Below are 25,153 nucleotides of genomic sequence, written 5' to 3' on the forward strand. Positions count from 1 at the left end.
CAGGTAATCTAAGCGGTACAGGTAGCTGCTGTGAAATTTGATGTAGGTTTTACAGCAAATTTGTTTGAACAAGCTCCACTTGATGCTTTCCAGTGAAGAACTCACTGGGAGTCGGATCTGTTTCTTATACCCACTATTCCACCTTTTTGCACTTACTGCACTCGCTTCGCTCTTCGCTCTTCGCATCTACTGTTTCTGCGTTTCTCCCCCTTCACGCTCGATACTTACTCCCTTTTTGGGCAGACTAATCAAGCTAAATGAAGATGGAATAACGGAGGTACCATGATTATCCGACTCGGATTCGTGTCTATCGCGATGGCGATTTTTAACAATACCCCCAGCTCCACCTTTACATACAAGCTGTTCTCTCAGCGACCGCGTGAGGAGGCAATGAAGCGAGCCATTCAGATCGGGCGCAAAAATCTCGAGGCAACTCAGCGAATTCTGTACTATAATGCCGCTCATGGCATTCGTTTATTTCGCCTATCATCGTCGCTCATTCCACTAGCCACCCATCCGGATGTACGGATTGATGTTGGTGCCGAATATAAAGATGAGCTCCGAAAGCTCGGCGAGTTCGCCAACATGCAGGGAATCCGCCTAAGTATGCATCCGAATCAATTCACGTTGCTAAACGGGAGTGACTCGGTCGTGGAGGCCGCTATAAGCGACTTGTCCTATCACGCGGCGATTTTGGATGGGATGGGACTTGATGAGTCAGCCATCATCAATATCCATGTTGGTGGGGTATATGGAGATAAAGCAGCCGCCACGGAGCGGCTATTTGCTAAGATACCTGAGGTGCCCGAGCATGTCATGCGGCGTCTAACTTTTGAAAATGACGACAAAACTTACACGCTAGAGGAAACATTGGCCGTGAGCGAGAGGCTGCAGCGCCCCTGCATGCTGGATTTACACCACGATTGGTGCAACCCATCCACAGCTTCCCCGATCGAACTTCTGCCGGATATCGCTAAGACCTGGGGCGACATTCCGATGAAAATTCACGTCTCCTCACCAAAGGATGAGAAAGAGTTCCGATCTCATGCCGACTACATTGAACCCGATCAGCTCATCCCTTTTCTGAAAAGCTGCAAGGAGGTTGGCCTCCGCCGCATCGACGTCATGATTGAAGCCAAAATGAAGGATCTGGCCTTGTTTCGGCTCGCGGAGCAGCTTGGACAAATTCGCGGCGTGAAACGAGTGGATGGCGGCGTTTTGACGTGGTAGAAAAATAACCGTTTCTGACCAATAATCAGAAGCGGTTTTTATTTGCTGTCGTATCCTTTTTATCCAATGGTACCGTATGAATCTGGTTCTTCACATGCTTTATCGCATTAATTTCACCGCCGATGATAATGATGAGCGCCGAAATATAGAACCAGGTCATGAGCACGATGATGCCCCCGACACTGCCGTAAGTGGCGCTGTAGTTGGTGAAGCTGTTGACATAGAAGGAGAAGCCAAAGGATGTTAATTGCCACCCAACTGCCGCGAATATCGCTCCAGGAAGGACGCTTTTGCAGGTCAGACATGTATTGGGTGCAATATAGTAAATACCGATGAAAACCACAAACACAATGACAAAGTTGACGATCCAGCGCAGGTTGTTCCACAAATTCACGTGCTTCACTGAAATCGGAATGTTAGCAAGCGTCCAATCCCCGATCCAATGGCCAAACACGCTGAGCAGCAGCGCTGAAGCGATGACAATGAGCATGCCCAGCGTCAGCATCACAGCGAGAAAACGCGAGTGTATGAAGCTTTTCCGCTCCGGCAGCCCGTACGCTTTGTTAACGGCAATGACAATCGCATTCATCGCTGCGCTGGCACTCACCAGGGCCAATATTAACCCGAAGGAAAGTGTACCTCCTCTTTTCACATCAAGCAGATTGCTAAGTGTTTCCTCGATCCAGCCGGCAACTGCCCCCGGAATATATTCTTTAATCAGCCCTATGACATCATCCGAAGAGAACGGTAAATACCCCAATAAACTCAGAATAAAGAGCAGGAAGGGGAACAGGGATAGTAGAAAATAGTAAGCGCATTGGGCAGCAAGCCCCGTGGCATCATGCTTTTCGAACTGATTCCAAAGCAATTTTAAGTAAGATATCCCCATATGTATATAGGTCCTTTCATCGGTCTATAAATGTGATAGAATAGGTAGTCCAGTATTGCTATGAAACAGGTGATGATTTTGACTTCTCTTTCTATTTACCCTACACCATTAGGTACGAAACAAACCACAGAGCGACCTATCCCGCATGCGCGTATGGCGCTTTTAACGAATAGTTCCAATTTTGTGTCAGATAGCGATCGTGACGCTTACTTTTTCCGCGATTTGGAAAGCAATCAGATTCTGCTAAATGAAGCGCAAGTTCAGGCTGTGCGTCATTTCAAAGGTCCCTTACTTACCCTTGCGGGAGCCGGTTCTGGGAAGACAACTGTTCTGGTGTGCCGAGTGGCTTATTTACTGCGTGTCCACCGGGTCCATCCGTCGAATTTGTTGTTGATTACTTTTTCGAAAAAGGCCGCCGAAGAGATGCGGGAACGCCTCACATCCATGCCGGGCCTTGATCATAGTATGACCAATACGATGCAGGTGCGGACATTTCATGCTTTTTGCCTAAGATTACTGCGAATGAATGGGTTACAACAAGAGATTTTGAGTGATGGCCGCTATCAGCAAATCGTCTTCAAGCGCATCATGCTAGGCATGGGGCTGCAGGATACATACCAACCCGAAGTGCTCATTTCCTTGCTTTCCTCTTATAAAATGCAGCTGATCGACGTCGAAGACCTGCCTGAAGGAACGGAAGAAGATAAAGAAGTGAAGCGGATTTTCATGCAGTATGAGCAGTGGAAAATGGAACAGCAGAAGATTGATTTTGATGATATTTTGATCAAAGCCTACCACTTATTGCAGCAAAACACCGATGTCCTGCGCTCGCTGCAGCGAAAGTTCACTTATATCAGCGTCGATGAGTTCCAGGATACGAATACCGTGCAATACGAAATCATTCAAATGATTGCAAAGGACCACGAGAATTTGATGGTCGTTGGTGATGATGACCAGACGATTTATTCGTTCAATGGCGCGCGAAATGAATTTATTCTACAGTTTCACGAGAAGTATCCTGCTGCCAAGATGGTCACTCTTGATATTAATTACCGTTCTACTTCAAGCATCGTCGGTCTAGGGAATGCCATCATCAAACACAATGTGCAGCGTAAAAGTAAGACTCTTCTTGCAACCAAACAAAGTGAGACGAAGCCGCAATATGTGAAACCCACGAATAGTGATGACGAGGCCGATTGGTTAATTAACGATCTTCGGATCAAAGTAGCCGAGGGTGGCAGCCAGTATGGCGATTTCGCTATTTTGTATCGGACAGCCAGCAATAGTCGGGCGATTATCGAGCAGTTGATTCTTCATAATTTACCTTTTGTTGATTACGGTAGCAATGACTCCTTCTACGATCAGTGGATGGTGAAGCCGATTATTGATCATTTAAGGCTTGCCCATGAGCGGCGCAATTTCGAAGCCATAGAAGGTGTCCTACCTTCATTATATATAGGACGAGACCAAGGCATGCGGATTATTCAAGATCAGGAAGCGATTCAGGCGAAAAAGTGGCCGCTCATTCACCTGCTCGGTCTGCCTCAGCTGAAAGATTTCCAGAAAGAAAAGCTCAAAAGTCGCATCCGTCTTATTAAATCGCTTGCTGAAATGAAGCCACTGGATGCCGTTCAGGCGATTCGCAAGGATTTCTATGATGCATTCCTAGAGACGAATAAGCGCAGCAAGCTGACGAGTCACAGAGAGATGCTGAAGGAAACGCTGGACGAGCTGGAATCTTCGGCCAAGCGGTTCGATACTGTGGAGCAATTTCTTTATTTTATCCATGAGGTCGCGGAAAAACGCACCGAAATGAGTCGGCTCCAAAAAGAACAATTAGCGGATAAAATATCGCTCATGACGATTCATAAATCGAAGGGACTCGAGTTCCCGATCGTGTACTTGCTCTGTGCCATTGAGGGCAATATGCCGCATAGCTCGGCACTCGATGCCAGCCATCTGGACGATGTGAAGATGGCTGGGGTTACGGGGCGCGACAAGGGAACCGCCGCGCTCGAGGAAGAACGGCGACTCGCCTACGTCGCCGTCACGCGCGCCAAGGCTGAGCTGCTGATCAGCTCGCCGGCGTTTTATCGCGGGAAGAAGGCTGAGCCTTCCCGCTTCCTGCTGTCCGCGTTCCCTGGCGCGGACACGGCAGACAGCCGCAAACCTGCGGCGGCTGTTGGTTCTGCAGCGGCGCGGCGCCCGGCCGCTGCTGGGAAACCCGCCGCCGCGACTGAGCGGGTCGCGGCGTGGATCTGCGAGCAGGCCGGCTGCAAGGCCTGGTCACGCATCTCTTCGCCGCAGGAAGCGAAGCTTGCGGCGAAGGCGTGCCCTTTGTGCAGCGCAGCGATGGTCAAGGGCAGCCGCATGGTTTCGCTCACGCGTTAGCCGAGCATTGCCGGCATGCTCCCTTCTAACATGGGTAGAATTTCACCCGTATCTGTTGAAGGGACTACCTAGGCTACCTCTACGCCGTCCTGGGGCGATAATTTTTGTTAATGTTGAAGCAAATCTAGTACACCCAAGATGAATATATTGAAACATTCATTTACTCATCCGTGCAAAGTTGTACGTTATACAACTTTAAGCAAGCTAATCGACGTTTTCCACGCGATTGTTGCAAAAAATACAACAATTCCAGCCAAAAGTAGATCTATAGCATGGAATGAGGCTAAATTGTTGTACACCATACAACAATCCTTAGCTTACCCAGAAGAAATCAAGGAAATTGTTGTACGTTGTACAACTTGCCTCCCCCACTAACTTAATAAGAGCAGCAATCCCTTTTGGGAATGCTGCTCTCTTTTATAACTCTTTTACACAAGTTCCTTCAAAGCCTCTAAAGCCGCATCATAATTCGGATGCTCCTTCATCTCGGTTAAATACTCCACGTAACGAACCGTATTGTTCTCATCCAAGATGAATATCGCACGCTGATCCAGCTGAATCTCTTTAATCAAAACGCCATACGCCTGACCGAAAGCGCGGCTTTTATAATCAGATAAGGTTACGACTTTATCAATGCCTGCAGCTCCGCAGAAACGACTTAGTGCAAATGGAAGATCCACCGAAATCGTCAAAATGACGACATTATCTCCTAGTTTATCTGCTTCCACATTGAAACGACGCGTCTGTGCATCGCATGTGCCTGTATCCACGGAAGGGACAACCGATATCAGCTTCACTTTGCCTGCATAATCCGATAGGCTTACCTCTGTCATCAAATCCTTATTCACCTTAAAATCTGGCGCTTGATCCCCAACCTTAATCTCCGGTCCTAGTAAAGTAACTGGATTTCCTCCAACTGTTGCTACCCCTGTGCGTTCTTGTACCTGTGTCATATCGTATTCCTCCTGTGATTTTTTATGTTTTAACTCATTAGATTCGTTGTTTCTTATGCTTTCTCAATAACCGCTTTAAGCTTCTCTTTCGGTTGTACCCCAACCAGCTGATCAACCAATTGACCATCCTTGAAAACGAGCAGTGTAGGGATACTCATGACGTTATATTTGGAAGCGGATTCTGGGTTATCATCCACGTTGATTTTTACAATCTTGGCCGCATCGCCGATCTCAGCAGATAACTCATCTAGGATGGGAGCGATTATTTTACAAGGTCCGCACCAAGGGGCCCAAAAATCTACAAGTACAATACCCGCTTCAATTTCATTGTTAAAAGTGGCATCGGAAATTTGTTTAACTGACATGACTAATTCCTCCTAAAGGTTCTTTTATATTAAAAAGCATTAAGCATGCTGTTCCGAAATAAATCGTTCACAATCTAGCGCGGCCATACAACCGCTTCCTGCTGAAGTAATCGCTTGGCGATAAATGCGATCCTGCACATCTCCACAGGCGAATACACCTGGTACTGTCGTTTGTGATGTTCCGGGAATAACCTGCAAATATCCGAGCTCATCTGTTGGCAGCTGTCCGCCTAGGAAGCTAGTATTCGGAGTATGCCCAATCGCTAGAAAAATACCATCTGCCTCCAGCAGCTCTTCCTCACCGGTTACATTATTGAGGACCTTAAGTCCGGTCACTCCAAGAGGGCCAGCTACGACTTCAAGCGGAGTCCGATTGAGACTCCAGGCAACTTTTTGATTGCCGCGGGCGTGATCCTGCATGATTTTCGATGCTTTCAAATCGTCACGACGGTGCACTACGCGCACTTCAGAAGCGAATCGAGTCAAGAACTGCGCTTCTTCCATCGCTGTATCTCCACCGCCAATCACGATAATCTTCTTGTTCCTGAAGAAAAATCCATCGCAAGTTGCACAGGTGCTAACGCCTTTACCAATATTGTCGGATTCACCGGGGATGCCCAGTTTCTTGGCAGTTGCCCCTGTGGAAATGATCAACGAATCTGCCGTCAATTGACTTCCATCCTCTAAAAACAAGGTGAATGGACGTTTGGACATATCTACTTCTGAGACCCGACCTGGCTGAATCGTTGCGCCGAAACGCAATGCCTGTTTACGCATATTATCCATCAGCTCCGGCCCCGTGATGCCATCCGGGAATCCTGGGAAGTTGTCTACTTCTGTGGTGGTAGTTAACTGCCCTCCAGGTTGTATACCTTCTATGACTAAAGGCGACATGTTCGCCCTTGCCAGGTAAATTGCTGCGGTTAACCCCGCTGGTCCAGTTCCGATAATGATCGCTTTATGATGCATAGGAATGCCTCCTTTAATACTTCATGTTCATTTTATGATTTATCTTTATTTGTTAGCAATTTAATTTGAAACAACCTTATGAATGAATCATACCAACTTCACTTAACGTTGTCAACAATTAATTTGTACACAATGTAAATTCGGGAGTGATCCCCTTTGTTATGGCAGATTCAACCTATCTATTCATCAAACTTTCAGTCAGCTTTCAAGTGGTCTTCAGTTTCAATCGGCATAATAGGCAGCATCAGGTCAAGTCATTCAAAGTACTGAAACCGAAGGGAGCATTCATAATGAATAAACATATATCAGCAAATCGTACACGGAAATGGGTATCTTCTCTCCTGCTACTCAGTCTTATCGCGTATCTCATCGTCTATCCTCCTCTTAAGAAAACAGATCAGGCATCAGCCGCCGTAGCCGTAGCTAAGGTTAATGGCGTCAATATCAGCAGAGACCAGCTCTATGAAGCCATGCTAGTCAGTGGCGGCGAGCAGACACTGGATACTTTAATCACTGAGGAACTTATTAACCAAGAAGGAAAGAAGACGGGCGTTCAAATCACAGATGAAGATATTCAGAAAGAAATCTCATTAATTCAAGGTTCCTACTCTTCTGATGATGAGTTTCAGCAAGCACTCACCTCTTACGGGATGACAATAGACGATTTAAAGAAAAATATGAAGACTCAAGTTCTCTTGAAAAAAATTCTAGAACCTCAAGTAACGATTTCCGATGATGAAATCAAACAATATTATGATGAAAATATCGAATCACTGAAGGTCCCTGAGCAAATTCAGGCTTCTCACATCACAGTTAAGACCAAAGAAGAAGCGGACGCGATTCTAGCTGAGTTGAAAAAAGGCACTGACTTTGCCACGCTTGCCAAAGACAAATCCCTAGACACAGCAACCAAAGATACAGCCGGAGCTCTTGGTTACATCTCTAGCGGTAAAATGGAGGAAACCTTCGACACCGCGGCCTTCTCCTTAGCTTTAGGTGAAACAAGCAGTGCCGTTCAGACAAGTACTGGATACGACATTATTAAAGTAACCGACCGTAAAGCGGCCTACACGCCTACAATGGAAGAGAAAAAGGAGGATATTAAAACAACATTAACCAACCAAAAGTTGTCTACCCTATCTTCTACATGGCTGCAAGAGAAGAAATCGCAATCGACTGTTGAGAACTATTTGAGCAAAGATGCTTAAAATGTACACAAAAGAAGGATGCCCATACCAGGGCATCCTTCTTAGCTTTTATGGCGTCCGACTTTGCATCTCATCAAGACTCTTGAACTGGTATCCCTGACTCTTCGCATCGTCAATGATTCTTGCCAACGCCTCCGTGTTATCCTTGGACACCGAATGGAGCAAAATGACAGCACCTGGATGCAGCTGCGCCATCACATTTTTGTAGGCATACTCCCAGCCCTTCTGATGCTTTGGCTCCCAATCGCGGTAAGCGACGGACCAGAATACGTTCGTATAGCCAAGCCCCTGGCTAACCGCTAACGATTGGCCACTAAATATCCCCCGCGGCGCTCGAAGATAGCGCATCTCCTGTTGTCCAGTGAGAGTTCTGACCTCATCTTTCACTTGATTCAGTTCTTTCTGAATGCGTTCTGCCGATATTTGACTCATATCCGGATGGCTCCAAGAATGGTTGCCGATCAAGTGACCTTCCTGTGCCATCCGCTTTAACAGTTCGGGCTCCGTCCTGATATAATGCCCTGTCACGAAGAAGATCGCGGGTACTTGCTTCTCTTTCAGCACGTCCAAAATCTTACCCGTATAGCCCTGCTCATAACCATTATCGAAGGTTAAGTACAATTCCTTTAAAGCTGGATCTCCTGTGAAAATAGCCCCTCGCTGCTTCAAAAGACCTTTGAAGCCTTCTTCATCAATGGACGGGGGCTGTCCTTTTGTACTTTTCTTAAACCCAAAATGGTATGACCCATCAGCAGATGCCATCGTCGCTTGCCCGAGCAGCATAGCGAGCACGATTGTCAGAATTCGCATGTATTTCACGGTTGAGATTCACTCCTTGCCTTCTGTGGATTGGTACAGTCTACATAGACTGTTACTAATATGCCACATGTTAGACGGAGATTATGTGTTCTTTTTCAATCTATCACTTTCCCAAAAGCGTCCACAATGTCAGCCCGAAAAGCATGTCCGACTAGCTTCTGAATTTCAGCGTATGCTTCTCTTGGCGACGTGGCTTGTCGGTATGACCGCGGCGTGGTCATGGCGAGGAATACTTCCACCAAGCCGAGCATCTGCGAAAGCAGTGGTATCTGATCGCCTGCGAGACGATACGGATAGCCGGTCCCATCTACTTTTTCATGATGATAAAGGAACGCTTTCTCGACCTCTTGAAAATCAGGAATACCCTCGCACAATTCCTTCGCCATGAAGCAGTGCTCCTGCACCACTTCGAACTCAAACTCTGTCAATTTCTCTTCTTTTTCAAACATATAATCCGGCAGCTTGACCCTGCTTACAAAATGTAAGAGTGACAATAAATCAATCTCCCAATCTTGTACCCGCAAGCTTCCATATTCATTCACAAGTGCCTTGAGCAGAAGACTCATTTCACCGATTTCTTTACGCGACGTTTGTGTTTTCCGTTCTCCAACGGGGATGAAGCATTGTAAGATGTTAATCACTTGCTGTTTTTGCTGCTGAAAAGCTGCGGCCTCGACGCGCCGTTTATGTTGATTAAAGGCTGTAATAATAATCCCGCCTAAGATCACGCAGCCTAATGCATAGACACCTTTTGTCGTCGCCATAATAATGGGAGAGAACCCGTCGTCATTCCCATACGTGGGACCAAAAATTTGAAAGAGTAAGAAATACAGTGAAAAAATGACAGAACCAACTACATACAACCTAAATTCCACCAATAAACTGAGCATAACTGGGAAAAAGATAAGAGCAACCCACATTTGATGCAAAGCCACAGGGTTGTACAATGTGATAATAACAATGACTAGGAATAGTAATGATGGGGTTATCAGATTCGTATATGGACTGTCTTTTGGCATACTTTTCTGAATCGCGTACATCGCCCAGGCAAAAAGAGAAACGGTAAACGAGGTCATCATATACAGCTTAGATTCGGAGTTGCTGCTAACCAACCAGTATGACAAGCCACTCAGCGTACAGATAAAGGACATACTACCAATGATAGCCATCAATAGTTGATGGATCGGCAGTTGACCGAATCGTTGTAAATTCATCATAGTGAACTCCTTCTTGAATCTGGTTGATCGCTTGTGTTTTCCTTCGACTGGAAGATAGAGGAACCTTTCATGACATCCTCAATGGCGGATAGAATCACTTCAGGACTCGTATCCTTCATCAAGTAACCGTCAATCCCCGCTTTGAAAGCCCGATAAATGTCCTCACACTCATCAACTGCCGTTAGAATGATAATTTTCATTTGCGGATACCTAATTTTAAGGGTCTTAGCCCCTTCAATAATAGAAGTACCAGGCATCTTAAGATCCGTTAAAAGAAGATCGGGCACTAACGCTAACGACTGCGCAATCGCTTCATTTCCGTTCGTCGCCTCACCCGTAACCGCGTAACCCCCACAGCTGTTGAGCAAAATATGTAGACCTTCTCTTACGATACAATGGTCATCAGCAATGACTACTTTATACATAGGCGATACTCCTTTCACGTGGGATGTAGGCTGTAACCGTCGTACCTATGACAGCTTCGGATTGAAAAGAAATGGCTCCATTCAAGGCTTTAATCCGATTCTCCATGCCTCTCAGCCCAAATCGCCCCTGCTCGTACACCTCGGATATCTGCATTCCGATGCCATCATCCTTAATGGTAATCGACCATTGTACACTAGTGACTTCAATCCTCACATGGATATGTTTGGCCTTGGCATGCTTAATGATGTTGTTGGCTGCTTCTTCTACCAAGTGATAAATCGCTTCTTCGATATCAAGCTGCTCATGCGCTACCCAACCAATGTTCTCAAAGATTGGCACCACCTCGGTATGTTCAGTAACACGGTGCAGCAGCTTCTCAATGGCACTATGGAGATTAAATTTCCTCTTCTCATCCTTCAGCTCGATGATGAATTGACGAATATCACGATGGCTTTCTTTCACTTTTTTCTCGATCTCCGTCACATAAGGAAGCGTCTCCTCGCGAACATCCGGGGGAAGCGCATTTTTCAATTGAAACAGCTGAATAGAGATAAAGAAAAGCTCCTGAGCGATCCCATCGTGAATATTTTGCGCAATCGCATCCCGTTCAAGGGCGACAGCAGTTTCTTGAGCATCTAGCAATTCCTCGTTAACGAAATGGAAAGCTTCCAGCTTCATGAGGATAAATTGAATATAAATTTTGTGTAAAATAGACAATTCGTTCTTGCCTGTTTTAACAAGCAGCCAACCATATTTGTTCCCACTACGGTCCAGAAGGACTTGGACGTAATAAGGCACAGATTCCCCCGTAGGCGATGGTAATTGGGTGTAAATCTTCTGGCTATGCGGCCTATTTTGTTTCATATAATTCATAAAATACGTATGCTTCCAACTTTGAACTTTTTCGTAACGACCGGCACTTTCCACGCAAAGGATAACTTCCCGATCATCTAAAACTCGCTGAAGCAATTCCTCTACATAGGAAATCGTTCCTTGCTTCATTGGCTGTACGGTCATGTGACGAGAAGAATAGATCATGACTAGCTTGCGAAATTGTTTCCGTACATTTTGCAGTACATAGTGCACTAAAATTACTACACAAAAGAATGCGAATACGACAAAGCCGTAATCAAAATGAGCCAGCACATATCTATATATGAGAACATCTGACATCACAGCAAACAGAATGGGGATTCCCGCCACATAAAACAGGATAATCGGATAGTAATGTCTCCAGCTCACAAATTGTTTGACCATCCAGAGACCTGTAAAACTATAGATTAGAAACGGACTGGAAAGGCCGCCCGTCTGCCCGAGCAAATAAATCCCAAAGGATAAATCCGCGATAGCTGCCATGATTGCTACTTTCTTACGCATTTTATTTAACTGTAATAGACTGTATATCGTCTGAAAAAGAACCGCAGCCAACAGCAATCCAGGCGTTACACCGCCATCCTTTGAATACAGGATGAGCCCAGACAGCAACAACGCCCATCTGCAGCCAAAAAATACATATAAGCCCGTTCTGTTATGTAAGGACATGTCCAAACTTCTCCTAAACTTTATGAATTCTTAATGGTCTTTTGGCATATTTTGTTATACAATGGAGCCAATTGATGAGACGTAGGTACATAGTAATAGGTATTTTGCACTATTTTAGTATAACATAGCTGAGATCTTTTTGGAGGGAACCCGCTTGATTAATATGATTATCTTGGATGATCACCCGCTTGTTCGCAAAGGAATTCGCACGGTTGTATCATCCGGCCAATCGATGAATGTTGTTGGGGAAGCCGCGAATGCGAAGGAGGCTTTACGGCTCCTTGAGCAGACAAAGCCTGATCTTGTACTCGTTGATTTAAATTTGGGAAACGAAAATGGACTGGACTTGATTCGAGAGGCTCGACGATCGGGACACACTTGCAAATATATCATTTTAACCTCTTCGGTAACTCGAAGTGAGCTTCAATTAGCACAATCTTTACAGGTTGAAGGCATCTGTTTGAAAGAAGCATTTCCCGAAGACTTGCTATATGCCGTTGAAAGCGTTGCTCGTGGTCGTAAATACTATGATCCTGTCCTAATGGGATCTATGATGGGCGATAAATCCAACAGCGATGAGCAGGAGCTCTCTGAACTTACTCCCAAAGAGCTAGAAGTCCTTATGTCTCTTGGCAAAGGACTTTCCAATAAGGAAATCGCCAGCGCCCTCTACATTACCGAGTTTACGGTGAAAAAGCATGTGAGTCAGGTGTTAGCCAAATTAGTTTTAGCTGATCGTACGCAAGCCGCCTTATATGCCCTATCCAAAGGACTCGTGCAATTCGAAATGCAGCGATAAACACAATGAAAGATCCGTCGGGATAACCCGCCGGATCTTTTTGCCTTATAGGTCAAGCGGTTCCGCGATACTATGCATAGGAAATAACGAGAAGACCGCATATCCCTTCACATCTTTGATGTGAACAGGACCTAATGAAGGATCCCTACTGTCCTTGCTCTCACCTAAATTCCGATTATCTCCGACAACGAACAAGTGTCCACTCGGAATGGTCTGTAAAGCCATATCTTCCGACTTCCCAGCTGTATATAACTCAGGCAGCGGAGATTCGTTCACGAAGATGACTCCATCACGAATGAGTACGCGATCCCCTTGAACAGCGATAACACGTTTGATTATGCTAAAACCTAGTCGCTCATCCTTAATGACGACGACATCTCCATATTTGGGCGTTGAAAAGAACAACGATATTTTATTCATCAGCAGCACATTGCCGTTCTGTAACGAGGGATTCATGGAATTACCCGAAACTTTCGTAAGCCCAATTATGTTATTAATCAAAATAAAGGCCAATGTCAGGAGTAGAATGAATCGAATCCAACCCCATACTTCACTTTTTTTCTTGATTGCGGGCTGTCTAAGCTCTAAGATATCTTCCGTCATATCTGCTCTCACCTCAATCTTTTAAGTCTGTTCAATTATTGTTGGTTGTACGTGACATGAACCACGGTTGCTGGTTGTGGTTGCTGTCCATAGACATCATCCGTTACTGTTGGTGGCTGCGGTGCAGGAACTGGTACAGGTACAGGTACAGGTAGTGCAGGAAGCGGTGCTGGTGCCCCTGGTGGCAGAACTAAGACCACCGGCGGGCTAGGTGTGAACACGAGGGCAGGCGGAACATAGCTGTTCGCTAATGTATCCATCGCCCCCTGTGCACTATCCACAATCGCTTGGAGCTTATTCAAGATTTGCTGACGATCTTGTGCTGTCTTGATATCCGTACTCGCGAGCAAAGATTGCGCATACTGTCCAAGAGCCTGAAGACGAATTCGCTTCTGCTCCTCCGTGAATGATTCCAAACTTCTGGATGATGCTTCGAGTCGAAGCTGCAATTCTTTCTTCAACAGTTCCTTCTGCGTTTCGGTCTCTGACTTCATCGATTGATCCAAGCCTTGGATGACTTGCTCTGTTTTCTTATTGAACCAAGAAGCCATGGAGCCCGCAATATCAATGTCCGCATAGGAAATTCCGGCTGACGCCGTAAGTACAACCGTTAAAGAGACAATTCCAGCTGCGACAATCCGTTTGGATTTCAGGTTACGTTGCTTTTCATTTCTGGTGACCATATTAATTCCTCCTTCTCCTCTTAGTGAATAAAGTAAGCTTGAGGCCCCGTCACCGGGGCCTGTTCGCCCATGTTATTATTTCAATCCGTTGATTACGATATTTTCCAATGCTGCTAAACCAGTAGTTTCAAGGGAAGCACCTTTATCCGTAATTGCTTTTTTGTTTGCTGTTTCTAGAGTATCAGCAAGTGTTTGAAGTTCTGCTAATTTAGCTGCGATTTTAGCAGCCAAGTTGTCTTTAATTTCTTGGGATGCAGCTGTTCTTTCAGCAGCAAGCAAAGTGTTCAGTTCTGCTTTCGTATCTTCGATTTTCTTAGTCAAAGTAGTCGCTGCTTGAGTTTGAGTTGTACCTACAGCAGTTTCCAGGCTTTTCACTGATGAAGTTCCTTGAGCGTTAACATCTTTTTTGATGTCAAATTTACCAGCTTCACCTAATCCCCATACAACACCATTGTTAAAATTGTTTGCTTCGTTTACAACATTGTTGTACTCGCCAGGCATGTTGCCTTTGATGCTTGTATTTTTACTGTCAATAGCATTCGAGTATGTGGTAACTTGACCGTTGATGGAACCTTGTACACGAGCTGTTTCAGTTGTTCCAGCTGTTTTCACGTCATTAACTGCTGTGTTATTAATGGTGTTGTAGTCAGATATAAGCTTAGCTTTGTTGCTTTCTACATAACCGTATACATCACCGGCAACTAGTGCTTTTGTTGCTTTTGTTGCTGAGGAGTACCAGCTTTGAAGTTGGCCACCAGCGTCTGTTGCTGCGAATGCTGTACCCATACCTGCTACTAAACCTGTTGCAATAACACCAATTGCTAATTTACTTTTCAATGCTTTCATCATTCATCAATCTCCCTTAGAATAGTATATTGTTTCATTGCGCTCACCTGAAGTGAACACATAACTCACCATGACTGACTAGTTGCCCAGCTTCGACGTTAATCCTTGAATCGTTTCCTTAGCCCATTGATCGATTTCACGGTCATTCGCACTCTTCGAAGCACTTACGTACTTGTCGAAATCTGCTGCTGCACCAGTCTTAGCAAGCTCTGCCGCGCTTTCGATTTGACCAACATAGGATTGGCGAACCGCTTCTATGCTGTCGATAGCCTTATGACTAGTGTCATCTGCCATCTTCTTCAAGTTGGCATTTGCCTTAGATGCCGATTCATTCGCCGATACGCTCAAGGATTGAGAAGCTTCGTCCAACCCTTGTTGGACCATAGAATTCAGTTCTTTCGTCCCCTGCTGGAAACTTGCTTTGTACCAATTTTGCAGAGGCTTACTTACATCCGAGTAGGCATAAGCCGTACCCATAACGAGGAAAGTTGAGAGGCCCAATGAAACGATCATCACTTTGCGTTTCAAACGAATCATCGTGCTGCCCTGCCTCCTTCTTGTTCTGATCTCGCTTACAAACCTATTGTATCCCGCCATACGATTCGTGACTTCGTCCTTTAGAGTAATTTATACCTACTACTTTCGCAGTGTCTGATGGTATACTTTCGTACCAGATATTTTTGTAAATAAGCTTTTACAACCAAGAAACTACACGATACAATGCACCTATACACCTAATTCATTAATAATGGGGGCTAGAATCTTGAATCTATTAGAAGTAAACTACCTTGCCGTACTTGTTGCGACATTAAGCACCATGGTACTTGGTTTCCTATGGTATTCGCCGGTCTTATTCGGAAACGCATGGGTCAAGCTGCGAAATATGAAAATGGAAGAGATGAAAGGCGGAGGCCCCATCACTTACATCCTCACAGCACTAACCGCATTAGGGGGCGCCTTCATCCTGGCACTTCTCTTGACGCTTGGCAGTGAGACAACCTGGTTGACAGGGCTTACGATTGGCCTACTTATCGGCCTAAGCATTTCACTGAAAATCGGGATGAATTATTTGTTTGAGAACAGCAAGCTGCAGTTGTATTTCATCACCATCGGTTACCACTTGGTATCCTATTTGATTGCTGGCATTATTATTGGAGCCTGGCAGTCCTAATGTCATTGGAATAGACTCACAAGAGCGCCTTCACAGGAGGCGCTCTTTTTTCATTGCCTCTAACGTGTTTCAAAATCGTCTAAATCGTTTATTCAGGTATATCCCCCCAATCCACTTGGCATTCACTCGAATATACTGGAGCACAAGATCTTTGGGGGTGGAGATTGTGCTTCAACTTAATGGAATCGTTGGCGGTAGCTCACCAATCTCGGTTGGCGCTGGGAAAACGATACTGCTGCAGCAAATACTTATACGTGTAAAAAGTAAACAAAAGTTAATTTTGAGGGATATCAACTTCTTGTTTAACAACGAGGCCTTTGCTATCAAAATTGAAGCCGAACCCTCACCGGGCGTCTTTATAGCCAGAGGGGGAGCTGGTGATTTAACGCCTCGTAAAGTGTTAGTTAATAATACAACTGGCGAGGATTTGCTTATATTCCTACTCGTAAGTGCCGTTAATAAAGCCAAGAACTTGAGATCCTTGAGTCGTTCAGATAGTTGGCACATGACCTTTGTGCGGCGTTAAGTATGATGACCAAATGTTTGATCAGTAGAAAAGAGGATACAATGAACCGGAAGCAAATGCTCCTGATCAGTACAATGGCCCTTACCTTAAGCATGGGGGGAACCACATGGATTGATCCTTTAAGAGCTAATCAAATTGCAAATAAACAGAATACTGTTCCTATAAAAGAAGATCTGCTGCATGTACTGGGGCTATCCTCAGAGGAAGACATTTACATTGCCCAGTATAATGGGTTATCTCTTGCAGATATTGCCGAAGCCAACAAAGTGGATGTTCAGAAAGTCATCGAGCTTCAATTAGCAGAGTTAACCGAACAATTAAATTTACGGCTGTCCAGCGGCAGCATTACGCCTGAGCAATATGAAGCACAACGTGCAGAATTACCTGAAATTATTATCAAAAGTGTATACGCCATATAAGGATAAAATAAGGATAACCGACTTCGTCGTCCTTCAGGGACAACTAAAAAACGCCCGCTTGGGCGTTTTTTTTATGTTACTAACTTGTTGTGAACACACATCTATGTCACTATCAATGAAGAGAAGCTCATTAGGAAAGGACTACGACTTGATCATGAATTTTCATCAACTTATTCCGCTTATCCCTCTCATTTTGGCCTGATCGCGCCCCATATCGCGCGGAGCATCGTCGGCGCTCGGCATCAATGGCTGATCCCGCTAGCGGCTTTGATCGGCGCAGATTTGATGCTGCTGGGCGACTTGCTCGGCCGCATCATTATCCTCCCGCGGGAAGTGCCTGTGGGCATCATGACCGCCGTCATCGGCGCGCCCTATTTTATCTACTTGCTGCGTAGGGAGCGTCTGCGTAGAGGGTAATACATCAAAAAAAGGATGCAAAACCGATTCACGGTTTGCATCCTTTTTTGCCTAGATTTTTTTAGGATCTAGGGGGAGTAAAGTCAGTTGACTAGGCTTGTTCATGAGCTAAAGTTGTACAACATACAACAATTTCGTTGGTTTCTCCTTACAAAACTGTCAATGTTGTATATTGTGCAACAATTTAACCGTATTTCACCCCATGGAGCTACTTTGGGGAGAAATTGTTGTATTTTCTGCAACAATCACAGGAAAAAAACGGATTAGCTGGCCTAATGTTGTACAAAATACAACTTTTTGTACTCTTGCACCTTCCCCGAATCAGCAACGAGAAGCGACGCCGCTTTAATGGCTCTTTTATGACTGTCTAATGGATAGGCCTATTTTTTTGATCATTAACAATTCGATCACTCCCTTAATAGGTGTTTTTCACGATATTGTCCTGGTGTCATCCCTTCCTGCTTACGAAAATAACGAATAAAATTTTGTGAATTATTATAGCGCAGCCTTTCCGCGATCTCCGAAATTTTCAATTCGGTATCTACGAGCATCTCCTTAGCCTTCTGCAAGCGGAAGTTAGATAAATATTCACTGAAATTGACACCCGCTTCCCTACGGAAAACGCCCCGAATATAGTCGGGATGGTAGCCAAGTCTAGTGGCGCAAAGATCCAGTGATAGATCCGTCTCCACCTCATGGTGAATCATATCCAGCATCAGATCGGAAATTCGCATATATTGCGTTTTTCTTTTCTTTTCGAACAACTCCATCATCGGATAAATTAACGCCTCACGAAACCATTGGCCGATTTCCTTAACGGTTCTCATCCTATAGAGTTGATCGATCAACGACTTTTCTCCATCATACAAAGAGGCGATAGGTTCACCCAGGTTTTGTGCCATACGAACCAATTCGAGCAGAAAGGCCGTCAAAGGGACAAAATACTCCCGATGATTAACTTTCTCTTGAAAAATCTCCTGTAAATAGTTCTCCAGTAATTGATCGACCTGAGCAAAATCAGCCAGCTTCACCGCATCCAGCAGTTCCTGTTCAATCCGCCCCTGAAAGAGGGATAGAATGGTCCCTTCCGGCTCTACGTCCTCGATATAAATAACAGAACCGGCCCCCGTCCTGATCGTATATTTCAAAGCCTCTGTCGCATCCTGATAAGCCATTCTCGCTTCTTCAACCGTGTTGTAGAACCTACTTATGCCCACACTGACCTCAAGCTCCAGAAACTGACCTACCTTCTGCCGAATCTCTGCAGCTAATTCATTAACTCTTTTCTTGTAAGCTTCCTCCTGTTCTCCTCTGCATTCAAGCAAGGTGACTTGAGTTCGGTGAATAACCGTAGGCTTAAGTCGCTCTGAGACAGGAACAATCTCATCCACAATATTATTGATCGCAAACAGGAGCAGATCCTCATCCATTTCATCATAACGCGTGCCATTCAGCGTATCGATCTGGACAGCCATCACGTAGATCCGGTTCCAATCCTTTTTATACGCGAAGCCAGTTAACTTCTCCTGAATCTCCTGAACTCGTACTTCCCCTTGAAAAAGCTTGATCATAAACAGCTCTTCAACCTGCCGACGCTGTCCTTTAATAATGTCGGTCATTCGATGCTTCGTATCTAGCATTTCATTCACCTGACGACCAATAAAGCGCAGCTCATCCCTCTCCGCAGGCTTCGTAAGTTCCGGCTCGGCTTGCAGCGACCGGTACAGCAAATGAATGGGACTGTACATCCGTCTGGAGCCCAGCCAGGATAGCAGCATCGTAACAACAAAAATCAGCAGGCAAGCGGTATAGGTGTACCATTCAATCGCCTTGGAATCCTTCGTAATAAGGTCCACCGAGGAGACTGAAATATAGGTCCAACCATTATAAGGCGATTTACGGAAGGTTACTCCCATATCTCCATGCTGGGAAGAGGTGTATGTACCCACTGCTTCCGCATTACTGAGAATAGATAGTAATTCCCCTCTATCGCTGTAATCGTTACCGATTTGCGTAGAATCACTATGTGCCAATACAAGACCATTCTCATCCAGAATCATGATGTCGCCAAGCTCACTGTTATTAGCCAGCAGCTTATTAATCTCTTTGCTCTTGAATTTAACGATAATTATACCGGAAGGCGTAGAGGAATGAAGCGGAAGCTTTTTGACCATATGTATCTCCTCACTAGCAGAGCCGGCATGTGTCCAAAAGCTCGTCTTGCCAGATTGGGTGTAATTTTTCACCATATCGGCTTGAATAAAGCTTTCTAATCGATGGACCTCCGTTGTATTATCAATCGCCCAGCCTCGATTCAAGCTGACCAGCAGGATATCATGAATACCTAGATCGAAGCTTTGAAGCTGGTGAAGCCCCTGCAGCATGCTGTTCACCGTATCAAACTGATCTGGGGTCAAAGACATATTCAAAGCCGAGTTCACCAGTGATGAGCTCATAAATTGGGTTACCGATTTGTCCGCCGTCTTCAGAATCTGCTCCACCCTCATCTGGGTTTGCTCCAGATTCAGCATATTTCCCTTGGCTACCTTATCCTGAATGATTTCAGAGGATTTCTGGTAAGACAGAACCCCTAATATCAAGACGGGAAGAGTCCCCAAAAGCACGCTGAACAGAAACAACCTTAATAAAAATTTGGGTGGACGAATTCTCATGATCGGGCTAACCTCCAAAGGGTGCGAAATACACGAGGAATTCACTTCCGATAACGAAAAGTGAATTCCTCTGACTCTATTGTAGTCGAGCTAACGTCTTGCGCCTAGCTATGGCTTATTTTTTCAGTTTCAGATATTGAGCGGTGTATTCTTCAATGACCTTGTCCCCGCCACTTTTCTTCCACTGCTCCAAGGCTTGATTCCAGCCTGCCTCATCAATCGTACCCATAATGAACTTAACTCTCGCATCCTGAATGATTTTCGTAATCTCGGAGCCCTTTTCCGCGAGTGTAACCGATTGGAATGATTCAGCCGGATTCGCTACAGCAATCGAGGCATTGTCCTTGAACATTTGCTTGTATTTGCGCACGATAGGAGCATCCTCGCCGGCATCCACCAAACTGCCATCATCAAAACGGATTTGATAGATCGAACTGATATCGGTTTCATAAGCTTTGCCGTCTGTACGTGCAGGCTTGCCATTTTCCACCTTGTAATGTTTGCCTTCTATACCCCATTCGAACAGGTTTTGCAGCTTTTTGTCTGCTAATTTATCCATAAAGCCCAGGATTTGTTTCAAGTCTGCCTCGGTCTTCACACTTGTCTTCGGGAACATATACGTACCGACATAACCGCCATTAAACAGCATTAATCGTTCGCCCTTCGGCCCATTGATCCGGCTGACTACATCAAGCACCGCTTTCGGATTAGCCTTAGCCAAGTCGTTGAAGCCCGCATTGACATCGTCCAACGTACTGATAATTAAACCAGCCTTACCTTGATTCATTACTTCCTGACGCTTCGGTCCCGGCACCACAGCGAAATCCTGGTTGATCAGCTTTTCATCATATAGCCTTTTATACATCTTGAGCGCATCCACATATTCTTTGGTCATGAAATCAGGAACGACCTTGTTATCTTGGATTCCATACAGATTTGGACCTCCATACCAGCTAAGTATCGTCTGAAACCCATTCATACCCCGGCCCTCGTACATTCCGAAGGTATCATCCTTGCCATTCTTATCAGGGTCCTTGGTACTAAAGGCTTTAATCACATTATAAAACTCATCAATCGTTTTCGGCTCCGCCAGCCCAACAGCATCCAGCCAATCTTTTCGTAAAATAACGCCTTCACGCGCCACAGGACGGCTGCGGAAAATACCATATACCTTCCCATCCACAGCAATATTGCTCAGCACCAGAGGATTAAGCTTGCTTAGATTCGGATAGTCCTTCAAATACGGGCCGATCTCCCAGAACATACCAGACCGGACCGCATTAATAATTCCTTGGCCTTTATTACTAGCAATCATCATGATCTGTGGAAGCTCGCCTGCGGCAATCGTCGCGTTGATTTTATCGTTGTAGGCGGAATTGGGCACCCACGTAATATCCAGCTTCGTCCCTGTATGCTCCTCAATGATTTTGACCGCCTCATTGTCTGCTTTTGGCGGTTCGGTTGAATAGTACATGTTCATCATGGAAAGTTTAAGCGGTTCCTTCGGTTTAGCCGATTCCTTGGTGGCGTTGGGTGTGCTGTTAGCTGCTTTCTCTGTACCTCGACTGCATCCTGCAAGCAGAACTGCTGTAAGCAACAATGCCCCTGTGATCCTCAATCCCCTGTGTCGTTGTCCGTTAGATCCCTTCATGGTGATCCTCCCTTTTCTTCCTTGTCATTTTATATTAAAAGATTACACCTCCAGCGTCACTCTGAAATATAATCAAACCTACAACAGAGTGAACCTTCCCTGTTATCCTTTAACCGAACCCAATAGTACGCCTTTTGCAAAATGCTTCTGTAAAAATGGATACACGATTAAAATCGGCAGCGTAGATACCGTAATCACCGCCATTTTGATCGACTGCGGTGGAATGGTGAAGTATTCGCTCCCCTGATTGGAATCGCCGATTCCGCCTTCCGCCATGATGACGACCTGTCTGAGAATGACCTGGATCGGCCACTTGGTCGTATCGTTGATATATAGAATAGCTGAAAAAAACGAGTTCCAATGGCCTACCGCATAAAATAAGGAGAAGGTCGCAATAGCAGGCAGCGATAAGGGCAATATAATTTTGATCAGGATGCCCAGATCGTTGCAGCCATCGATTTTCGCTGATTCCTCAATCCCTTCCGGCATTTGCTGAAAGAAATTTTTCAAAATAATAAGATTGAAGGCGCTGATTGCCCCCGGTATCAATAAGGACCATAGTGAGTTCATCAGCCCTAGTGACTTGACGACAAGGAATGTAGGAATCATCCCACCGCTAAACAGCATCGAGAATATCACCATCAGCATCACTGACCTGCGCCCCAGCAATTCTCTGCGGGACAACGGATAGGCCATTAAAGCGGTGAAAATAATATTGATTAAGGTACCTACCACCGTAATATAAATGGTGTTCAGCAGACTTCGAACAATCGTGTTGGTGGAAAAAATATAGGTATAGGCGTCCAGTGAGAACTTTGTCGGTATCATCACCATGCCTTGTTTGGCAAATTCCTCCGGCGATGCGAACGAGCCGAGAACCATGTATAAGAACGGAAGCACAGTTAAGGCAGCGAATAGAAAAAGCAATGTAATATTAACGGTATCAAACAACCGTCCTCCGAATGATCGATCTTTCATCCGAATTCCTCCTTTCCTCTTAATAAATCCCTTCTTCGCCTGTCTTTTTGGCCAATGCGTTCGTAGCCAGCACCAGCACCAAGCCCACTACGGATTTAAAAAGTCCGACAGCTGTACTGTAGCTGAATTGGGATTGGTTAATACCCACAGAGTACACATAGGTGTCGAAGACCTCTCCTACCTCCCGATTCATCGCGTTAAGCATCAAAATGATCTGCTCGAAACCTGTATCCATAAAGTGCCCTAGCCGCAGGATGAATAAAATAATGATCGTGCTTCGGATTGCAGGCAGTGTAATGTGCCAAAGCTGGCGCCAGCGTCCCGCTCCATCGATCTTCGATGCCTCATACAAGCCTGGATCTACCCCCGCCAGAGCAGCAAGGAAAATAATAGTGCCCCAACCGGTTTCTTTCCAAACCACCTCGGTCATGATCATTGTTCGAAACCACTCGCTGCTGATGAGAAAATTGACCCGTTCGCCTCCAACTCTCACAATAAGCTCATTAACAACGCCGCCCTCTACGGTAAAAAGAATGTAGAAAATCCCTACGACGACGACCCATGAAAAAAAATGCGGGATATAAACCAGCGTTTGCACAAATCGTTTCAGAAACTCTTTGCGAACCTCATTAAGCATCAAGGCAACCACAATCGGCAGCGGGAAAAAGAAAACCAGATTATAAAGCGCAAGTATCACCGTATTTTTAAACAGCATCCAGAAGGTAGGCTCACTGAAAAAACGAGTGAAATGCTTAAGCCCTACCCAATCGCTGTGCCAGAAGCCCAGAAAGGGCTGATAATTCTTAAAGGCGATCAATACGCCCCACATCGGTAAATATTTAAATAAAATGAAATAAATAATGCCCGGCAGTAACATAAAATATAACCATCGGTCGCGAGCGATAATCTTGCTGATCCGCCTGGTGTTTTTCCGCTGGGGCTGAGAGCCGAATCCTGCGCCCGCTGCTGTGAAGGATCTTTCCCCCATTTCCATATATGTCCCTCCATTTATTTAGCGATTTGGTTCATGGCGAACAATCGTATATCCCTCTAGCTGTTCACCCGTCACTTTGAATTCATTTTGCTTCAAATCGTAGGTCACTATCGCTACTTTATCCAATGAATCCAAAATAACGGAAAACTCCTTTGTAATCAGATAACCAGCGACGGTAAATACGCCAGAGCTCGGTATTTCTATAGGGGCTTGATGCTTATAACGATTGTATTCGCTGCGCTCTCTCATCGCCTGCATCTGTTCTTCCGTCGAATTTCCCCAGTGCTCTCTCGTTCCAACGCCTTCCAGCTCCATATAGCGGACTCGTTCGCTAAAGCCAAGCTCCTTGGCTTTCTCCATGTACATCCGTGCATGCTCTACCGGGACACGAACATCCGTTTCGCCATGAGCAATAAACAAGGGAGTTAGCACATTGCCAATCAAGGCCAGCCCGCTTCGTGATTGATAGGCGGTAGGGTTCGTATGCGGCGGAAATCCGATCCACACATCTAATTCATCCCGAAACTCGCCGATCTCATCCTGCTCATACCAAACCGTATAATCGGTAATCCCGCACATTGCCGTAGCAGCAGCAAAAAAATCAGGAAATTTACCTATAATCGCATACGCATTCCCACCGCCACCGCTTCCACCTTCAAAATAAACAATCTCAGGATCAATAATGCAATCGGCATAATGCTTGCGGACGTAATTCACAGCATCAATTACATCCAGCAGCTCCCAGCCGTTGCAGTCCGGTTCTCCGTCAGAGAATGCTCTGCCGCGCATATCGACCTCAACCATTAAATAATCACCCTCATGATGAGGTGTATCCATGTACGTAAAGGAAGGGATACTCATATGCCAACCATGGGTGGTTACACATATCCGGGATGGCCTTTGCGGTTTCAGAATCCTCATTGCCAGGCTAAGCTCCGGTTGGATTGAAGAAGGATAATAAATCAGATCACAATAGGGAGAATATCGATTGATCCGCTGCTCTCCGCTTTGCTTTTGCAATCTGACCCTATCCTCATATTGCTCATAAGTCATGCAACACTTGCCTCCTGTCATATCGATTGACTACACCGAGCTTAACGAACACAGCTCATTGCCGTCTACAATCATTAGCGAGCGAGTTCAAGTAATTACGCCTAATAATCTTCAGCGAGTGGCTGATAATCATTAGCGAGGTATACAAAAAAGCCTTATCTGCAGCTGGTTAGCAGACAAAACGAAAAAGATGCTAAACCAATTCACGGTTTGCATCCTTTATGCCATTTTCACTTCGCGGGTTACTCCCCTAAACCATACCGCGCAGCCGATCTGCAATAACTCTCAGTTGCTGTTCGGACACTAAAAACGAAAAGAAACCGCTCCAGCAA

General features: G+C 45.4%; 24 protein-coding genes and 1 pseudogene. 8 read left to right on the top strand and 17 right to left on the bottom strand.

All coding sequences use genetic code 11. The features are described 5' to 3' along the window. Nucleotides 1–282: 282 nt before the first annotated feature. Entirely contained in the window at nucleotides 283–1,230 is a 948-nt protein-coding gene (gene uvsE, locus AC58UU_RS27845; RefSeq protein ID WP_497320491.1) for a UV DNA damage repair endonuclease UvsE, read from the top strand. 25 nt (nucleotides 1,231–1,255) lie between these two features. Here the strand turns inward: uvsE and AC58UU_RS27850 are convergent, their stop codons facing one another. After that, nucleotides 1,256–2,119, bottom strand: a complete 864-nt coding sequence (locus AC58UU_RS27850) for a YihY/virulence factor BrkB family protein (protein WP_497320492.1) — start codon at nucleotides 2,117–2,119, stop codon at nucleotides 1,256–1,258. 60 nt (nucleotides 2,120–2,179) lie between these two features. Here AC58UU_RS27850 and AC58UU_RS27855 point away from each other — a divergent pair, with 60 nt between their 5' ends. Then, nucleotides 2,180–4,510: a UvrD-helicase domain-containing protein gene (locus tag AC58UU_RS27855; RefSeq protein WP_497320494.1), complete on the top strand. Its 2,331-nt coding sequence runs from the start codon at nucleotides 2,180–2,182 to the stop codon at nucleotides 4,508–4,510. Between the two features lie 428 nt (nucleotides 4,511–4,938). On the opposite strand, the gene tpx is transcribed toward AC58UU_RS27855, so the two are convergent. Genes tpx through trxB form a run of 3 tightly spaced genes read right to left on the bottom strand, consistent with a single transcriptional unit; the run spans nucleotide 4,939 to nucleotide 6,797 of the window. Next, nucleotides 4,939–5,463 (bottom strand): thiol peroxidase, encoded by a 525-nt coding sequence (gene tpx / locus AC58UU_RS27860; protein WP_060646289.1) that lies wholly within the window; start codon nucleotides 5,461–5,463, stop codon nucleotides 4,939–4,941. A 53-nt stretch (nucleotides 5,464–5,516) separates the two neighbouring features. Further along, a complete protein-coding gene (gene trxA, locus AC58UU_RS27865; RefSeq protein WP_464649318.1) occupies nucleotides 5,517–5,828 on the bottom strand; it encodes a thioredoxin in 312 nt (103 codons plus the stop codon). A 39-nt stretch (nucleotides 5,829–5,867) separates the two neighbouring features. Next, nucleotides 5,868–6,797 carry a thioredoxin-disulfide reductase gene (gene trxB, locus AC58UU_RS27870; protein WP_497320496.1) on the bottom strand — a complete coding sequence of 310 codons (930 nt, stop codon included), beginning with the start codon at nucleotides 6,795–6,797 and terminating at the stop codon, nucleotides 5,868–5,870. 290 nt (nucleotides 6,798–7,087) lie between these two features. On the opposite strand from trxB, the gene AC58UU_RS27875 reads away from it, so the two are divergent. Then, complete coding sequence (locus tag AC58UU_RS27875; RefSeq protein WP_497320497.1) at nucleotides 7,088–8,005, top strand: peptidyl-prolyl cis-trans isomerase; 918 nt, start codon at nucleotides 7,088–7,090, stop codon at nucleotides 8,003–8,005. Nucleotides 8,006–8,053: 48 nt separating this feature from the next. Here AC58UU_RS27875 and pdaA read toward each other — a convergent pair whose 3' ends face one another. The 4 genes from pdaA to AC58UU_RS27895 all read right to left on the bottom strand — a co-directional run bounded on the left by pdaA (nucleotide 8,054) and on the right by AC58UU_RS27895 (nucleotide 12,009). Then, nucleotides 8,054–8,788 carry a delta-lactam-biosynthetic de-N-acetylase gene (gene pdaA, locus AC58UU_RS27880; RefSeq protein WP_376769339.1) on the bottom strand — a complete coding sequence of 245 codons (735 nt, stop codon included), beginning with the start codon at nucleotides 8,786–8,788 and terminating at the stop codon, nucleotides 8,054–8,056. Nucleotides 8,789–8,919: 131 nt separating this feature from the next. Beyond that, nucleotides 8,920–10,041 (bottom strand): HD-GYP domain-containing protein, encoded by a 1,122-nt coding sequence (locus AC58UU_RS27885; RefSeq protein ID WP_497320498.1) that lies wholly within the window; start codon nucleotides 10,039–10,041, stop codon nucleotides 8,920–8,922. Continuing rightward, complete coding sequence (locus AC58UU_RS27890) at nucleotides 10,038–10,466, bottom strand: response regulator (protein WP_497320499.1); 429 nt, start codon at nucleotides 10,464–10,466, stop codon at nucleotides 10,038–10,040. The genes AC58UU_RS27885 and AC58UU_RS27890 overlap by 4 nt, the downstream gene beginning before the upstream one ends. Further along, nucleotides 10,459–12,009 (bottom strand): sensor histidine kinase, encoded by a 1,551-nt coding sequence (locus tag AC58UU_RS27895; protein WP_497320500.1) that lies wholly within the window; start codon nucleotides 12,007–12,009, stop codon nucleotides 10,459–10,461. Before AC58UU_RS27895 ends, AC58UU_RS27890 begins: the two co-directional genes overlap by 8 nt. Nucleotides 12,010–12,172: 163 nt before the next feature. Here AC58UU_RS27895 and AC58UU_RS27900 point away from each other — a divergent pair, with 163 nt between their 5' ends. After that, a complete protein-coding gene (locus tag AC58UU_RS27900; RefSeq protein WP_497320577.1) occupies nucleotides 12,173–12,808 on the top strand; it encodes a response regulator in 636 nt (211 codons plus the stop codon). A gap of 45 nt (nucleotides 12,809–12,853) precedes the next feature. Here the strand turns inward: AC58UU_RS27900 and lepB are convergent, their stop codons facing one another. The 4 genes from lepB to AC58UU_RS27920 form a co-directional block, all read right to left on the bottom strand. Beyond that, a complete protein-coding gene (lepB, locus tag AC58UU_RS27905; protein WP_497320501.1) occupies nucleotides 12,854–13,411 on the bottom strand; it encodes a signal peptidase I in 558 nt (185 codons plus the stop codon). Nucleotides 13,412–13,446: 35 nt separating this feature from the next. Next, complete coding sequence (locus tag AC58UU_RS27910; RefSeq protein WP_497320502.1) at nucleotides 13,447–14,094, bottom strand: hypothetical protein; 648 nt, start codon at nucleotides 14,092–14,094, stop codon at nucleotides 13,447–13,449. A gap of 75 nt (nucleotides 14,095–14,169) precedes the next feature. Then, nucleotides 14,170–14,943 (bottom strand): hypothetical protein, encoded by a 774-nt coding sequence (locus AC58UU_RS27915; protein WP_497320503.1) that lies wholly within the window; start codon nucleotides 14,941–14,943, stop codon nucleotides 14,170–14,172. Nucleotides 14,944–15,018: 75 nt separating this feature from the next. Next, the gene (locus AC58UU_RS27920; RefSeq protein WP_497320504.1) at nucleotides 15,019–15,477 is read right to left on the bottom strand and encodes a hypothetical protein; all 459 of its coding nucleotides are present in this window, start codon (nucleotides 15,475–15,477) and stop codon (nucleotides 15,019–15,021) included. A gap of 226 nt (nucleotides 15,478–15,703) precedes the next feature. Here AC58UU_RS27920 and AC58UU_RS27925 point away from each other — a divergent pair, with 226 nt between their 5' ends. From AC58UU_RS27925 to AC58UU_RS27940, 4 genes and pseudogenes are all read left to right on the top strand, one after another. Continuing rightward, nucleotides 15,704–16,111, top strand: a complete 408-nt coding sequence (locus tag AC58UU_RS27925; RefSeq protein ID WP_307606537.1) for a DUF1761 domain-containing protein — start codon at nucleotides 15,704–15,706, stop codon at nucleotides 16,109–16,111. 166 nt (nucleotides 16,112–16,277) lie between these two features. Further along, complete coding sequence (locus AC58UU_RS27930) at nucleotides 16,278–16,637, top strand: hypothetical protein (protein ID WP_497320505.1); 360 nt, start codon at nucleotides 16,278–16,280, stop codon at nucleotides 16,635–16,637. 41 nt (nucleotides 16,638–16,678) lie between these two features. After that, entirely contained in the window at nucleotides 16,679–17,056 is a 378-nt protein-coding gene (locus AC58UU_RS27935; RefSeq protein WP_497320506.1) for a hypothetical protein, read from the top strand. A gap of 195 nt (nucleotides 17,057–17,251) precedes the next feature. Then, nucleotides 17,252–17,473 (top strand): annotated as a pseudogene (locus AC58UU_RS27940) (iron chelate uptake ABC transporter family permease subunit); the annotation flags it as partial. 407 nt (nucleotides 17,474–17,880) lie between these two features. On the opposite strand, the gene AC58UU_RS27945 reads toward AC58UU_RS27940, so the two are convergent. The 5 genes from AC58UU_RS27945 to AC58UU_RS27965 form a co-directional block, all read right to left on the bottom strand. Next, on the bottom strand, nucleotides 17,881–20,145 hold the full coding sequence (locus AC58UU_RS27945; RefSeq protein ID WP_497320507.1) for a helix-turn-helix domain-containing protein: 2,265 nt from the start codon (nucleotides 20,143–20,145) through the stop codon (nucleotides 17,881–17,883). Nucleotides 20,146–20,260: 115 nt separating this feature from the next. Further along, nucleotides 20,261–21,796, bottom strand: coding sequence for an extracellular solute-binding protein (locus AC58UU_RS27950; protein WP_497320508.1), 1,536 nt, complete (start codon nucleotides 21,794–21,796; stop codon nucleotides 20,261–20,263). Nucleotides 21,797–21,898: 102 nt separating this feature from the next. Then, entirely contained in the window at nucleotides 21,899–22,774 is an 876-nt protein-coding gene (locus AC58UU_RS27955) for a carbohydrate ABC transporter permease (protein WP_497320509.1), read from the bottom strand. 19 nt (nucleotides 22,775–22,793) lie between these two features. After that, the gene (locus AC58UU_RS27960; protein ID WP_497320578.1) at nucleotides 22,794–23,762 is read right to left on the bottom strand and encodes an ABC transporter permease; all 969 of its coding nucleotides are present in this window, start codon (nucleotides 23,760–23,762) and stop codon (nucleotides 22,794–22,796) included. A 24-nt stretch (nucleotides 23,763–23,786) separates the two neighbouring features. Further along, nucleotides 23,787–24,821, bottom strand: coding sequence for an alpha/beta hydrolase family protein (locus tag AC58UU_RS27965; protein WP_497320510.1), 1,035 nt, complete (start codon nucleotides 24,819–24,821; stop codon nucleotides 23,787–23,789). Nucleotides 24,822–25,153 lie beyond the last annotated feature (332 nt).

This window comes from Paenibacillus sp. JT22N1, from assembly GCF_059692155.1.